This is a genomic window from Flavobacterium sp., assembly GCF_013822155.1.
Lineage (GTDB): Bacteria > Bacteroidota > Bacteroidia > Flavobacteriales > Flavobacteriaceae > Flavobacterium.
This window is the reverse complement of record NZ_PNJW01000006.1, coordinates 1-14929: the sequence shown is the minus strand read 5'-3', so window position 1 is coordinate 14929 and position 14929 is coordinate 1. Positions and strand designations below refer to the sequence as shown.

The 14929-nt window shown below is 33.9% G+C and carries 14 protein-coding genes; 9 read left to right on the top strand and 5 right to left on the bottom strand.

Translation table 11 applies throughout. From position 1 onward, the window contains the following. Positions 1-10 precede the first annotated feature (10 nt). The 5 genes from C0512_RS02725 to C0512_RS02705 all read left to right on the top strand — a co-directional run bounded on the left by C0512_RS02725 (position 11) and on the right by C0512_RS02705 (position 7195). Positions 11-781, top strand: coding sequence for an ABC transporter ATP-binding protein (locus C0512_RS02725; RefSeq protein ID WP_290858693.1), 771 nt, complete (start codon positions 11-13; stop codon positions 779-781). A gap of 66 nt (positions 782-847) precedes the next feature. After that, a complete protein-coding gene (locus C0512_RS02720; protein WP_290858691.1) occupies positions 848-2212 on the top strand; it encodes a DNA recombination protein RmuC in 1365 nt (454 codons plus the stop codon). A gap of 193 nt (positions 2213-2405) precedes the next feature. Next, a complete protein-coding gene (locus C0512_RS02715; RefSeq protein WP_290858689.1) occupies positions 2406-3833 on the top strand; it encodes a hypothetical protein in 1428 nt (475 codons plus the stop codon). Between the two features lie 37 nt (positions 3834-3870). After that, complete coding sequence (locus tag C0512_RS02710) at positions 3871-5931, top strand: FG-GAP-like repeat-containing protein (protein ID WP_290858687.1); 2061 nt, start codon at positions 3871-3873, stop codon at positions 5929-5931. A gap of 88 nt (positions 5932-6019) precedes the next feature. Next, complete coding sequence (locus C0512_RS02705) at positions 6020-7195, top strand: GlmU family protein (RefSeq protein ID WP_290858686.1); 1176 nt, start codon at positions 6020-6022, stop codon at positions 7193-7195. Positions 7196-7216: 21 nt separating this feature from the next. Here C0512_RS02705 and C0512_RS02700 read toward each other — a convergent pair whose 3' ends face one another. Then, a complete protein-coding gene (locus tag C0512_RS02700; protein ID WP_290858684.1) occupies positions 7217-7513 on the bottom strand; it encodes a hypothetical protein in 297 nt (98 codons plus the stop codon). A 1-nt stretch (position 7514) separates the two neighbouring features. Continuing rightward, a complete protein-coding gene (locus C0512_RS02695) occupies positions 7515-9119 on the bottom strand; it encodes an ABC transporter substrate-binding protein (protein ID WP_290858682.1) in 1605 nt (534 codons plus the stop codon). 90 nt (positions 9120-9209) lie between these two features. Between C0512_RS02695 and mtaB the strand changes: the two genes are divergently transcribed. Beyond that, positions 9210-10547 (top strand): tRNA (N(6)-L-threonylcarbamoyladenosine(37)-C(2))-methylthiotransferase MtaB, encoded by a 1338-nt coding sequence (gene mtaB, locus C0512_RS02690; RefSeq protein ID WP_290858680.1) that lies wholly within the window; start codon positions 9210-9212, stop codon positions 10545-10547. 3 nt (positions 10548-10550) lie between these two features. Here mtaB and C0512_RS02685 read toward each other — a convergent pair whose 3' ends face one another. Both C0512_RS02685 and C0512_RS02680 read right to left on the bottom strand, forming a co-directional pair. Next, on the bottom strand, positions 10551-11177 hold the full coding sequence (locus C0512_RS02685; RefSeq protein ID WP_290858678.1) for a class I SAM-dependent methyltransferase: 627 nt from the start codon (positions 11175-11177) through the stop codon (positions 10551-10553). A 2-nt stretch (positions 11178-11179) separates the two neighbouring features. Next, a complete protein-coding gene (locus tag C0512_RS02680; protein WP_290858676.1) occupies positions 11180-11461 on the bottom strand; it encodes an N-acetyltransferase in 282 nt (93 codons plus the stop codon). 208 nt (positions 11462-11669) lie between these two features. Here C0512_RS02680 and C0512_RS02675 point away from each other — a divergent pair, with 208 nt between their 5' ends. Genes C0512_RS02675 through C0512_RS02665 form a run of 3 tightly spaced genes read left to right on the top strand, consistent with a single transcriptional unit; the run spans position 11670 to position 13652 of the window. Beyond that, positions 11670-12329 (top strand): alpha/beta hydrolase, encoded by a 660-nt coding sequence (locus tag C0512_RS02675; protein ID WP_290858674.1) that lies wholly within the window; start codon positions 11670-11672, stop codon positions 12327-12329. Positions 12330-12381: 52 nt separating this feature from the next. Further along, positions 12382-13269 (top strand): lytic transglycosylase domain-containing protein, encoded by an 888-nt coding sequence (locus tag C0512_RS02670; protein ID WP_290858672.1) that lies wholly within the window; start codon positions 12382-12384, stop codon positions 13267-13269. A gap of 17 nt (positions 13270-13286) precedes the next feature. Then, a complete protein-coding gene (locus C0512_RS02665; protein ID WP_290858671.1) occupies positions 13287-13652 on the top strand; it encodes a sulfite exporter TauE/SafE family protein in 366 nt (121 codons plus the stop codon). Positions 13653-13654: 2 nt separating this feature from the next. On the opposite strand, the gene C0512_RS02660 is transcribed toward C0512_RS02665, so the two are convergent. Beyond that, entirely contained in the window at positions 13655-14347 is a 693-nt protein-coding gene (locus C0512_RS02660) for a redoxin domain-containing protein (protein ID WP_290858669.1), read from the bottom strand. Between the last annotated feature and the right edge of the window lie 582 nt (positions 14348-14929).

The following is a 14929-nucleotide window of genomic DNA, read 5'->3' as shown; positions in this document are numbered from 1 at the left end:
CCTTAAAAAAATGATTCTCCAAACCCAACATCTCTCCATCGGCTACTCTTCAAAAGCTCAAACAAAAGTGATTGCCTCGGATGTTTCTATTCAGTTGGAACAAGGAAAATTAATTGGCTTGGTAGGTGCAAACGGTATTGGAAAATCAACGTTGTTGCGAACATTAACCGGTATTCAAAAATCACTTTCCGGCACAGTTTTATTGAACGAAAAACCAATTGAATCGTTTGAACCTTTGGCTTTAGCTCAACAAATTAGTGTCGTGTTAACCGAAAAATTGCCGCCTAGTAATTTAACGGTATATGAATTGATTGCTTTGGGAAGACAACCCTATACGAATTGGCTAGGAAAATTAACAGAAGAAGATAAAATTCAAATTGAAAATGCAATTAGTCTGACCGAAATCGGTCATTTAATTCATCAAAAATATTATGAGATCAGTGACGGACAATTGCAAAAAGTTTTAATTGCACGAGCTCTTGCTCAGGACACACCGTTGATTGTTTTAGATGAACCGGCTACCCATTTGGATTTATTACACAAAGTTTCATTGTTTAAATTGTTAAAAAAACTAACGGTTGAAACGCAAAAATGCATTCTGTTTTCTACGCATGACATTGATTTAGCAATACAATTAAGTGATGAAATGATTGTAATGACTAAAGAAAAAGTGTTACAAAATCAGCCTTGCAATTTAATTTTAGACGGTACATTTTCCAATTTATTTTCTAGTGAAAATATTCTTTTTGATTCAGAAAAAGGAAAATTTATTATTCGATAAACTTATCTTTTAAGTTTAAAAATCCATTTCTATTTTCTATTTTTACTTTCTTCAAAAATAGAATATATGACAACTTCTTTTCTTCTTCTACTAACCTTCGTGCTTGCTTTATCTATTGGAATATTTATTGGTAAAATGCTTTCTACAGCACAATCGAAATCTGAAAAATCAGCTTTGGATGAACGAATAAATGGACTTTTAATTCAATTAGATCAATCAAAAAATCGTTTTCAGGAAGAGCAAAATCAATTTCTAAAACAAATAGAAAACGAAAAGAAGGAAAAAGAAGAAATTAGACGTGAGAAGGATTCTTTCTCCTTACAGCTCACCAAAAAAGAAGCTGATTTTGAAAATTTGTGGCAACGCAATAAAGAGCAAAAGCAAGAAGTAGAAGAATTACAGGAAAAATTCACCAAAGAATTTGAAAACTTAGCTAACAAAATACTCGAAGAAAAGACAGTAAAATTTACCGAGCAAAACAAAGAAAATCTTAAAAATATATTGTCGCCTTTACAGGAAAAAATTCAGCATTTTGAAAAGAAAGTTGAAGATACCCACAAGGAAAGTATTGATTATCACGCGGCTTTGCGTCAACAGATTGTTGGGTTGAAAGAAATGAATGAGCAAATGAGTAAGGAAACCTTAAACTTGACTAAAGCCTTAAAAGGAGACAGTAAAATGCAAGGAAATTGGGGCGAATTGATTTTAGAACGCGTTTTGGAAAAATCCGGTTTAGAAAAAGGAAGGGAATATGAAGTACAACAAAGTTTTACAACGGAGGAAGGCAATCGTGTTTTTCCCGATGTGGTGATTAATTTGCCTGACGGAAAGAAAATGATTGTCGATTCGAAAGTTTCACTTACGGCCTATGAACGTTATGCCAATGAGGAAGATGATTTGCGAAAAAGCACCTTTTTAAAGGAACATATCAACTCCATTAAACGCCATGTGGAGCAATTGAGTGATAAGAATTACCATGATTTGTACCAAATGGAAAGTCCTGATTTTGTGTTACTGTTCATTCCAATCGAATCTGCTTTTGCAATAGCGTTGAATGAAGATAATTCGTTGTACAACAAAGCTTTTGAACGTAATATTATTATCGTTACACCTACAACATTACTAGCTACATTGCGAACAATTGACAGTATGTGGACCAACCAAAAACAACAGGAAAATGCCTTAGAGATTGCTCGTCAAGCCGGAGCATTGTATGATAAATTTGAAGGATTTGTTACTGATTTGGTTAAGATTGGTAAAAAAATGGACGAAGCAAAAGTGGAATATGGTAATGCCATGGGTAAATTAGTAGAAGGAAAAGGAAATTTGGTAGGAAGTGTCGAACGATTACGAAAAATGGGTGCTAAGGCTAAAAAAGTACTGCCTGAAAATATTCTTAAAAGAGCCGGAGAAGAATTAGAGGAAGAGTGAAAATTATATAATCTTGAAAATCTATTTTAAGTAAGTTTTTTTATAAGTAAGAAAATTAATAAAATAAATTTATGCTATTTCATTTTTGCTTTATTAATCCCCATTTTTGGTGTCAAAAAGTCAAAACTAATTCATTAAAAATGTGAATCGTATCGTTTTTTTGTTATTTTTGATGCATATTCCAAAACAAAAAATGAAAAAAAATTACGCTTATCTTTTATCATTATTTATTGCTGTAACTTGTTTTTTTGTGACAGTTTCTTGTTCAAATGATGATGATTATGTTCCTGTTGAAGATGTTTTACCTGTTGCAACGGATGATAATGCAACTTATGCCTTAGCTGAAACAGTTGAAATTTCGGTTTTGTTAAATGATACAAGCGGTGATGATATTATTCCAACCACGGTTAGTTTGATTGGTGGAATTGACACGGATTCTAATACAACTTTAGATGAATTGACAATTCCGGGAGAAGGCGTTTGGACTGTTCATGCGTTGACAGGAGTTGTTACTTTTTCACCGAATTCTTCCTTTCAAAATAATCCTACTCCCATAAAATATACCGTTAAAGATTTAGAAGAAAATGTTTCAAATCAGGCTACTATTACCATCATAGCAGTTCAAACAGCTGATGTTGACTTAACACAAGTTCCTTATCAAAAACTTTCTGATTATAAGTTTTTTGCCGGTGAGATGAAAAATCAAATACCTTCTTTAGGGGTTTTACCTTATGAACCGGCTAGTCCGCTTTTTACTGATTATGCCCATAAAAAACGTTTTGTTTGGATGCCAAACGGTGTAAAAGCAACCTATGAAGGCGATGGAAATTTATTAGAACTTCCGGTAGGATCTGTTATTATCAAAAACTTCTATTATGATAATGTTCAACCGGGCAATGTGACCCGAATCATTGAAACGAGAATCATGATTCGTAAAGCAGAGGAATGGATTTTTGCAGAATATGTGTGGAATACTGAACAAACGGAGGCTTTTTTAGACATGAATGGAAGCAATACCAGTATCACTTGGATAGATGAAAATAATGTTACTAAAAGTACGTCATCTTACAGAATACCCTCTGGGCCACAATGCATGACCTGTCATAAATCGAATGAAGTGGCCGTTCCAATTGGTATCAAACCACAAAATATTAATTTCAACTATACCTATTCAACCGGTTCTAAGAATCAATTGTCAAAATGGATTGAACAAGGTTATTTGGAAAATAATTTACCGGGAAATATTGTTTCTACCGTCGATTACAGAGACACTTCTAAACCATTAGAATTAAGAGTACGCTCTTATGTTGATATGAATTGTGCTCATTGTCATCGTAACAATAGCCATTGTGATTATCGACCGATGCGATTTGCCTTTGGTGAAACAACAAACTTAGTAAACATGGGCGTTTGCGTTGATACTCAAGATATGGCTGGTTTCCCTTCAGCTTTAAGTAAAATTGTTACTCCTGGAAACAGCAACCGATCTATGTTATATTATCGTCTGAATACTGCGGATGAAGCCTATATGATGCCACTTATTGGAAGATCAATGATACATGAAGAAGGAGCAGCCTTGATTCAAGAATGGATAAATTCATTATCAGGACCTTGTTTATAAAAAACTAAATTAACTAAACTATACTAATATTAACCAAATGAAGAAAATTACTTATTTAATTCTTTTTTGCATAGGAATTCAACTTTCCAATGCACAAGATACATGTGCTTCTGCAGCAGTTTTGCCGGGAGCTGGGCTCTATATTGTTGACGCCGTTAATGGTTCTCAAGTTCCCGTAACTGTGTGTACGGCAAATGGAGCCGTACCTACAAATGCAGCTCCAAATGGGCCTAGAGGGAAATGGTATACGTATACTCCAACTCAAAATTATACTATTACAATAACAACGGATATAGCGGCTAATACACCAAGAGTAGATACACGCTTTCATGTATATACAGGTACTTGTGGAGCATTATCTTGCTATGCCGGTGATGATGATATGGGAAGTGGTTACTCTTCTGTGAGTACTTTTGTGGTTTTAGCAAATATTACCTACACTATAGCTTTTGATAACCGTTGGTCTGCTAATGGGTTTACTTTTCAATTGATTGAAGCTCCTTATCAAGAGCCAATTGCTAATCCGGTTACTTTTACAAACCAAGCTCTTGCTTCTGTTAATAGTCAATATAATATCACTGTGGTAGATATGAATGGGGATTATTTAGACGACATCGTGGGTGTAAATCAGGACAACATTCGAATTCATACTCAAAATGCCGGAGGAACTTTTACCGTTACCGATTATCCAACTTCTTCAGCAACAAATATGCCTTCTTGGAGTTTAGCAGCAGCAGATTATAACAAAGACGGTTTAAATGATTTGATGTATGGCGGTGGTAATGGTGTTACTTTTATGAAATCAAATGAAGCAGGAAATGGATATGATCAAAATACTTTTTCAGAATATGTTTTTTGTCAACGTACTAATTTCGTTGATATAAATAATGATGGTCATTTAGATGCTTTTTCTTGTCATGACGTTCAGCCTAATGTTTATTTCCTTAATGATGGTTGGGGAGGTTTTACTTTTTATCAATCAACGGTTACTCCCGGAGCTATTCTATTAGGAATTCATCCAAATGGAGGAAATTATGGTTCTATTTGGATTGATTATGATAATGATGGTGACCAGGATTTGTTTATTGCCAAATGTCGTGGTGGTTCAGGAACAGCAAAGTTCAATGAATTACACAGAAATAATGGGGATGGAACCTTTACAGATGTTTCTACTGCCGCTAATATGTATGATCCGGTTCAAACCTGGTCATCAGCATGGGCTGATTATGATAATGATGGTGACATGGATGCACTTATTGGTGCAAGTTCTACCACTGATGGAACTCATAAATACATGAGAAATAATGGCGATGGAACTTTTACAGATATTACAGCCGGTTCAGGATGGGATATTAACACGAGTACTAATATCGAACATATTGCTCATGATTTTGATAATGATGGATTTGTTGACGTAATGGGTGGTGGAAATAAAATCATGTACAATAAAGGAGATGGAACATTTGCTCCTTCCGGTGTTGGTTTTGGTGTAAGTCCAGTTGGGGATTTAAATAATGATGGTTTCATTGATTTTCAAACCGGTGCTACATTAAGAATTAGTAATGGAAATTCTAATAAGTGGATAAAATTAAATTTACAAGGTATTCAAAGTAACCGTAACGGTATTGGAGCCCGAGTAGAAATTTATGGAGCTTGGGGAAAACAAATCCGTGATGTTCGAAGTGGCGATGGTTTTAAATACATGAGTTCTTTGAATGTACATTTCGGAATTGGTCAAGCAACAGCAATTGATCAGGTGATTATCAGATGGCCATCCGGTCTTGTTGATACTATTGTAAACCCTTCTCCTAACCAAACTTTATTAGTGGTTGAAGGAGCTACTTTGAGTGTTAATCAAAATACTATTTCTAATTTTGTGTTGTATCCAAATCCAGCAAAAGACTTTGTAACCTTGAAAAGTTCAACAACAAGTTCTATAGTTTCTGTTGAAATTTTTGATTTGAACGGACGTAAAGTTTTAACTTCTGATGTGGTAAAAGAAACAATTTCTGTTCAATCTTTATCAGTAGGGACTTACCTTCTTTTGGCGAAAGACAGTGATGGAAATCTTTCTACACAGAAATTTATCAAACAATAAAAAAACTCAACCAAACTAAATTTTGAAAAAGCCCTCCTTTGTGAGGGCTTTTTTATAACTTTGAATTTCAAAAAATAATACAAACAACATGAACTATATACTTTTTGACGGACCGGTTCGCAAGGCACTTTTACCGTTTACATTTACTCGTCCGGTAGCAGACATTCGTATTGGAATTTTAACCATTCGTGAAAAATGGGAAAAATATTTAGGCTATACCACCACCACTATCACGGAAGACTATTTATCAGAAAAATATCCCATGGTGGAAATGGAAGAAAATATTCTAATCAATTCGTCCTTTCTTCCTAACGAAGTATTGGTAGAAATGATTAAAAGTTTAGAAAAAAATCAAGCCATTTTTAAAGGCGAAGAAGTAGTGGCTTTTTACACGAATGACACACAAGAAGAAGTAGATTTTGATACCTACGAAATCATCGATTACAACGAAGAAGGTTTACGTTTAGAACATACATGGGATATTTTCGCCAAAAATGATGCCGCCATACGAGAAGATTTTGAATTGTTAACCGAAGGAAGAACCTCGCAACCGATCCCAAAAAGCGTGAACGTCATTAATCCTGAAAATATATTTATAGAAAAAGGAGCCAAGCTCGAATTTGTCACGTTAAATGCCTCCATCGGGCCCATTTATATTGGGTATAATTCCGAAATCATGGAAGGTTCTGTGATTCGCGGTCCGTTTGCCCTATGTGAAGAAGCCCAAGTGAAATTAGCTACTAAGGTTTATGGAGCCACGACTGTTGGACCACATTGCCGAATAGGAGGTGAAGTGAATAACTCTGTTCTTTTTGGCTATTCCAACAAAGGACATGATGGCTTTTTAGGAAATGCGGTGTTGGGTGAATGGTGCAACATAGGAGCCGATTCTAATAATTCCAACCTAAAAAATAATTATGATGAGGTGAAATTATGGAGTTATGAAACGGAAGGTTTTGAAAAAACCGGTTTGCAGTTTTGCGGTTTAATGATGGGCGACCACAGTAAATGTGGAATCAACACCATGTTTAACACCGGAACCGTAGTGGGCGTTTCCACCAATATTTTTGGTAGTGGATTTCCAAGAAATTTTGTGCCGAGTTTCAGTTGGGGTGGAGCAGCCGGGTTTACTACTTACATCACTAAAAAAGCCTTTGAAACCGCTCGAATCGTTATGTCTCGTCGTCATGTGGAATTCACGGAAGAAGATGCGAGAATTTTAGAACATGTGTTTGAAGAGACTAAGAAGTGGAGGAAGGAGTAATTTTGCGGTTAAATCATCACTTTACTTTATAAAAAATCCCTCAATCCATTTCCAATTGTGATTAAAAACATAAAGAAGTATAAAAAGCACAATCAGAAACAACGTAACTTTTACAATAAGTTTTTTTCGTTCTAATTTCCGTTCAATAAGCATTTTTTCTCGGATGGATTCTAATAATTCTGGTGTTGCCTGAATAGGATCAACAAACTCAGACGTTTCGTTGGACGTGTTTTCCAAACGTTTTAGTTTGTCAATTCGATTGCGTTTGTTGTTTCTCGAACTGATTAAAGCATGCAACATTGAACCTTCTCCCGGCATTTTATTTCTTTTTTACTTTCTTTAAAGATAACAAATTCAACGGATTAATCCCCAAACCATCTACATTTTTCCTCGTAAACCGAGCTACTTTATCATAAAACAACGGAATAATAGGAGCTTCTTCAATGATGATTTTATCCATTTGTTGGTACAATTCAAATCGCTTTGCATCATCGGTTTCTAAAAATGCTTTTTCATACAAACCATCAAATTTGGCATTGGAGAAATGTGTATAATTCGGCCCATTCGGAGCAAAGTTTTTACTGTAAAAAAGCGATAAATAATTCTCCGCATCGGGATAATCGGCAATCCAACTTGCTCTGAAAAATGTCACTTTTCCGGTGGCAATCGCTTGTCGCAATGTTGAGGGTGGATTCACATCAATTTCAACCTCTAACCCAATTTTCTGCCATTCTCGTTGCAAAAATTCGGCAATATCAATGTAAGAGGCATTTGTGCTCAAAAAGATTTTTGGTTTTTTGATACCGGTTTCTTTGACATAATCTGCCACTAATGCTTTGGCTTTTTCAGGGTCAAAATCATAGCCTTTTTGGTTGTTAAAACTCGGCATTCCACTTGGAATTACTCCGCTTGTGGCCGGAATTCCCATGTTGTTTCGCAAATAGGTAATCATTTTAGCTCTATCAAATCCATAATTTAAGGCTTGTCGGATGCGTTTGTCTAAAATAGTTTTATCTGTTCCATCCATTCTAAAACCTAAATATTCCGTGTTGAGGTAGGGTCCGCTAATCAAATTGACATCGTTGGCATATTTCGGTTGTAATTCACCTTTTTGCGTTAGAATTTCATCTTTATACGATGGATCCAAACCGGAGATAAAATCAATTTTTCCTTGAATAAATTCTAAAAAGCCACTTTGTTTGTCGGGTAAAAAAGTAATCGCAACGGCTTCCAAATAGGGGAGTTGAATGCCTTTTTCATCTTTTTCAAAATAAATCGGATTTCTTCTCAACACTAATTTTACATTTTCTTCCCAAAATTTAAATAGAAAGGGTCCGGTTCCGATAGGGTTGGTTCTGAAATCATAATTCGGACTTTCAATAATTTCTTTCGGAACAACCGACGCATATTTCATCGATAATAATCCTAAAAATGCCGGAAAAGATTGGGTTAATTTTATTTCAACCAACGTATCATTTAATGCTTGAATCTTTTCTACATTTTGCAAAATCCACCCGCCGGGTGAAGCCACTTTTTCGTCTTTCAATCGTTTTAAACTGTATTCGAAATCAATGGCTTTAACTGTTCGGGTAGAATCTTTACCAAAAAGAATGTGTTTGTGAAAATAAATATCCTTTCGCAACACAAATTGATAGGTTTTTCCATCTTCTGAAATCGTCCAACTTTTGGCAATATCCGGCTGAATATGTAAACTGTCATCTAACTGAACCAACCCGTTAAAGAGTTGATTGCAAGCCCAAATGCTATTTTGGGATTTAGAAAAAGCAGGGTCTAACGTAGCAATATTGGCATACTCGTTATAGCGAAAAACAAGTTTGTCATTAACATTAGTTTGATTTTTTCCGCAAGAAATCAAAAGTAACGAGAAGTAAACTAGTGATAGATAACGAATTAATGATTTCATTTTTCCGAATATTGTGTGTAAATTTGCACTCTTTTTAATAGGGTAAATATAAGTAAAGAAACCCTTTTTCCAATTTTAGGAAATCAGAATATGACAGCAAACCAAAAAAAAGTCGCTTTTTACACGTTAGGTTGTAAACTGAATTTTTCAGAAACCTCTACTATTGCCCGAAACTTTCAACAAGAAGGTTTTGAACGGGTTGATTTTGAAGAAGTAGCCGATATTTATGTGATAAACACATGTTCTGTCACCGATAATGCCGACAAGCAATTTAAACAAATGGTTAAAAAAGCGTTGAAGCACAATGCGAAAGCGTTTGTAGCTGCTGTTGGATGTTATGCTCAGTTAAAACCGGAAGAATTAGCGGCTGTTGATGGTGTCGATTTGGTTTTGGGAGCGACTGAAAAGTTCAAAATTACCGATTATATCAACGATTTGAGTAAAAACGACATGGGTGAAATCCACTCTTGCGAGATTGAAGAAGCCAATTTTTATGTAGGCAGTTATTCGATTGGCGACCGAACCCGTGCGTTTTTGAAAGTACAAGATGGGTGCGATTACAAATGTACGTATTGCACGATTCCGCTTGCACGAGGAATTTCACGTAGTGATGAATTGGAAAATGTGTTGAAAAACGCCAAAGAAATTTCGCAACAGGGTATCAAAGAAATTGTGTTGACCGGAGTGAACATTGGAGATTATGGCAAAGGCGAATTTGGAAATAAAAAACACGAACATACTTTTTTAGAATTGGTTCAGGCGTTGGATGAAGTGGATGGCATTGAGCGTTTGCGAATTTCGTCTATCGAACCGAATTTATTGAAAAACGAAACGATTGAATTTGTATCGAAAAGCCGAACGTTTGTGCCTCATTTTCATATACCATTGCAATCGGGGAGTAATGAGGTGTTGAAGAAAATGAAACGTCGCTATTTACGTGAATTATATGTTGATCGCGTGAATAAAATCCGTGAAGTGATGCCCGATGCTTGTATTGGAGTGGATGTTATTGTGGGTTTCCCGGGTGAAACTGATGAGCATTTTTTAGAAACCTATCATTTTTTGAATGATTTGGACATTTCGTATTTGCATGTTTTTACTTATTCTGAACGAGATAATACTGAAGCTGCCGAAATGGAAGGAGTCGTTCATGGAAATGTACGTTCGAAACGCAGCAAAATGCTTCGCGGATTGTCTGTAAAGAAACGCAGGTCTTTTTATGAAAGTCAACTAGGAACTACTAGAACGGTTCTATTTGAAGCAGAAAACAAAGAAGGTTACATTCACGGTTTTACCGAAAACTATGTGAAAGTAAAAACCCCCTGGAATCCGGAATTAGTGAATACTTTACACGAAGTTAAACTGACAAAAATTGATGAAGATGGTTCGGTAAGAATGGAATTTGTGAGAGATATGGTTAGTATTTAGAATTTACCTCTCAAAAACAATCAATCTCCCCTCAATTTTCACACTCGAAAAACCAATATTTTCTTGAATCCATGTCATCGTTTTGGGATGGTAAAAGAAAACGTGTGTCGGATCATTTTTATACCCCCAGGAATCGAAGTTTTTTGATTCGGAAAACAAATCGGTTTTGCAGTATAATTTTCCACCGGGTTTCAAAAGATTGAAAAGTAATTCAAATTCTTTTTTGGGATGGTGAAAATGCTCAATCACTTCACAACAAGCAATGTAATCGTATTTTTGTGTTAAAGCTTCCGAGTTATCCGCAAAAAAGGGATCATATTCCTGTATGTCATAGTTATTATCACGCAACATTTTTGTGATAACAGGTCCGGTTCCGGAACCAAAGTCCAAACCCTTATCTGTTTTTTTGAAATCGTTAAGAATACTATCTACAATTGGAGAAACAAATGATTGGTAACGAATGTCGTTCACATCATTATTATGTAATTCATAATGTTTTCTTTCCTCTATTTCTGAAATGTAGTTTTTATCATCTAAGAATACGGAAAAGCATTTGGTGCAAAAATAAAATTCACGCGATTTTTGACTGTAGAAATGGTTAGAAGGATGATTACAAAGTGGACATTTCATTATTATAACTTAATTCCCGGAGGAAGTAATTCCTTATAAGCTGGATTTTTTCTGAAAAAATGAGCCAATTTAGGGTGAGTTGGAACCACTTTAAACTTTCGTTCTACCGCAATGGAAAGTACTTCTCTAATAAAATCTTCAATGTATTCATTCGATAAATTTTCAGGTTGATTGAGTTTTGTCAAAAATATTTTTCGTTCCTGAATTGCATATTCCATTACCAATAATCCAAATTCTGTTGGTGTTTCAAAATGTCTTAAGAGTAGATTGTCTTTAATTTCCATGGTATTTCAATTTTAATCGATAAAAGCATTTAGAAAAGATACATGTCGAATAAAAATGCATTACAAATGTACGGTTTTTAATTTTTTTAGGGATTAGCAATGCCCGTAAATCTCAAACATTTAACATTTAAGGACTATTATTTAATACTAATTTATACTGATTTTTAGAGATTAGCCTTAATTTTAAACCCATTAATTTAATTCATCAATGGAAAAAATTCCTGTTTATTTTATGCCTGGTTTAGCGGCCAGTACAACAATTTTTGAACGGATACATTTGCCTGAGGAAACCTTTGAAATCTTTTTTTTGGAGTGGGTAATTCCAACTAAGAATGAAACTTTGGTGATGTACACCACCCGATTAGCAAAGGAAATTGTTCATGAAAATCCCGTATTAATTGGCGTATCTTTTGGGGGCGTTTTAGTTCAGGAAATGGCAAAAATTATTCCCGTTCGAAAAACGATTATTATTTCCAGTGTCAAATCGAATCAGGAATTTCCAAGGCGAATGAAAATTGCGAAAGCCACTAAAGCTTATAAATTGTTGCCCACTGGATTAGTCAACAATGTTGAAGGATTGGCGAAGTTTGCTTTTGGAGATAGTATCAATCAAAGGCTTAAATTATATGAAAAATATTTGAGTGTAAGAGATAAATCCTATTTAGATTGGGCTTTGGAATCAATAATTTTGTGGGATAGAACCATTGAAGACAAGAATGTAGTGCATATTCATGGTGATGCAGATGATGTTTTCCCGATAAAATATATCTCCCATTGTCACGTTGTCAAAGGAGGAACACATATTATGATATTGAGTAAATACAAATGGTTGAATGAAAATTTACCAAAAATTATTTTAAATGAATGATGAGTTGGATTGATTTTTGTAGTTTTACCATAACCAATAAAAAAAATAGAAAATGAAAAGGATTAATCAAATTATAATTGTGCTCGTTTTATTCGGACTGAGTGGAATATTTATTTATTCAACTTCCAAGAAGACAATGGTTAAGGATAAAGTTGAATCGTATGCTTTACCTAATCAAATCGATTTTGCAGGTGAATCTACCCCTTTAAATTTAGTAGACGTTCGTGAGCGATTGGATCGTGAAATGTTGATTAATACTAATTTACATTCTACTACTACACTAATATTGAAAAGGGCAAATAGGGTATTTCCTGTAATTGAACCAATTCTGAAAAAATATGGTGTTCCAGATGATTTTAAGTATTTAGCTGTCATTGAAAGTGGCTTAGTAAATGTGGTTTCCCCTGCGGGAGCAAGAGGTGTTTGGCAGTTTATGCCTGAAACAGCGAAAGAAAAAGGCATGGAAATAAACGACTTGGTTGATGAACGATATCATTTAGAAAAATCAACTGAGGCAGCGTGTCGCTATCTATTAGATGCGAAAAATAAATTTGGCAGTTGGACATTAGCTGCTGCTGCTTATAATGGAGGGATGGGCGGCATTAATAAACAAATGGAAAGCCAACAAGTTGGTAATTACTATGATTTGTTATTAACAGAAGAGACTTCTCGTTATGTTTTTCGGATTTTGGCTTTAAAAGAAATTATGAAAAATCCTGTAAAATATGGATTTGACATACCGAAAGAGCAGTTGTATTTTCCAATAGAAATTAAAAAGATTCAAGTAGATACAACCATAACTGATTTAACTTCATTTGCCAAAAATATAGGGATTAATTATAAAATTTTGAAATTGCATAATCCATGGTTGCGAGACAGACGATTGGATAATAAATCCCGAAAAGTATACACATTGGAAATTCCAACAGAGGGTTATTAATTTTTTGACAAATGAAAATGACTACAACAACCCTTATTCTGTTGCTTTGTATTGGGCTTTTAGCAGGAATCCTAAGTGGATTAATTGGTATTGGTGGTGGAATTATTATGATCCCTTTGTTATTACTTTTAGGATTATCACAACACCAAGCCCAAGGTACGAGTTTAGCAGTTTTGGCAGTTCCGGTGACTGCCTTAGCGGCTTTTAATTATTATAAAGAAGGCTATGTCGATTGGAAATATGCTGCTTTAATAGCTGTTTTTTTTGTTATTGGAGGTTATATTGGCAGTAAATTTGCCCTTCAAATAGATGAAAAGGTGCTAAAAAAAATATTTGGTTTTGTACTCTTATTAGTGGCTGGGAAATTAATTTTCGGAAAATAAGTTTATTGATTTACTAGAAACTCTTTTTTGTTTTGGATACTTGTTAATTGAGAAATACGTTCTTTAAATACAGCATAATTCATTTCATACGCTTTTTTATTAGGTGTTTTTAAAGGAACCGAAGCAGCACCTCTTTTAATATCAATTATTTGTAAATTGGAATCAATTAGATAACACGTTGGAAAACCTAGTGTTTCCTTCATGTTTTCAACTATTTCATTATCATTTTTATAGTTTTTGTGGGCGTAACAAATTTCAATTTGACCACTTATCTTTTTGGAAAATTTTTTAACTTCTTGTTTTTTACCCCATACAATGACCACAAATTCTATTTCTTTATGAAATTCTTTAGCCAGTTTATTTAACGCTAAAATTTCTCCTTTTCCCGGAACACACCAAGCAGCATAAGTAACTAAAAAAATTGGTTTTTTAACTTTACTCATTTTAAGTTTTCTGTCAGAAACCCTTTTTAAAGTAAAATCATTGAATTTGGAACCTATTAATTGATTTTGAACTAAGCTGTCAAATAAAAATTGTCCTCTTTCAAAATCACCGGATTTATAGGCTTTATTGCTTTGTTGCTTAAATTTTGAAAAGTTTGTACGGATTGCATCGGAGAAGAGTCGCTCATTTTCTTGTCCGAAAAGAGGGAAGAATTGACCTAAAAATAATAATATGACTAATAAATTTTTCATCTGATTAGTATATTAACAACTCAAATGTATAAAAACTTTTCAACAAATCCATATTTTTTTCAAATATCTCATTGATAATTAGAGTAATGCCAAAGATTTGTCTTCAATTAAGTTTTAAGTTGGGCTGTTTTTAATTACAAAAATGGCAATCCAATATTTTTTGTTTTCCATCATCATAGCTAAAATTATCACTGAAATTTTTGAAAAAATAAATTTATAGTAAAATAGAAATCATTAAATTATACTAATAAGGAATTGTTACTAAATCAAAAATTTTATCGAAATAAGTGATAAGTGTCTCATCAAATTATCGAAATCGAGTAATTTAAGTCTTCAAAAAACTATACATTACCACATCAAATGAATAAATTCTATATAATGAATAAATTATTTTTTAATTTTTGAATATCTTTTATTTCTATATATCATATAAGGTTAATTTATTTAAACATCTTGCTAATCATAATTTATCCGTTTTGTAAATCAACAAAATAAATTACTAATAGACTCTAATCTTTTGCGTTTAAACTTATTTAGCTAGAAAATTTTAAATATCAGTATTTTACCTAAAGCAAGATTTTG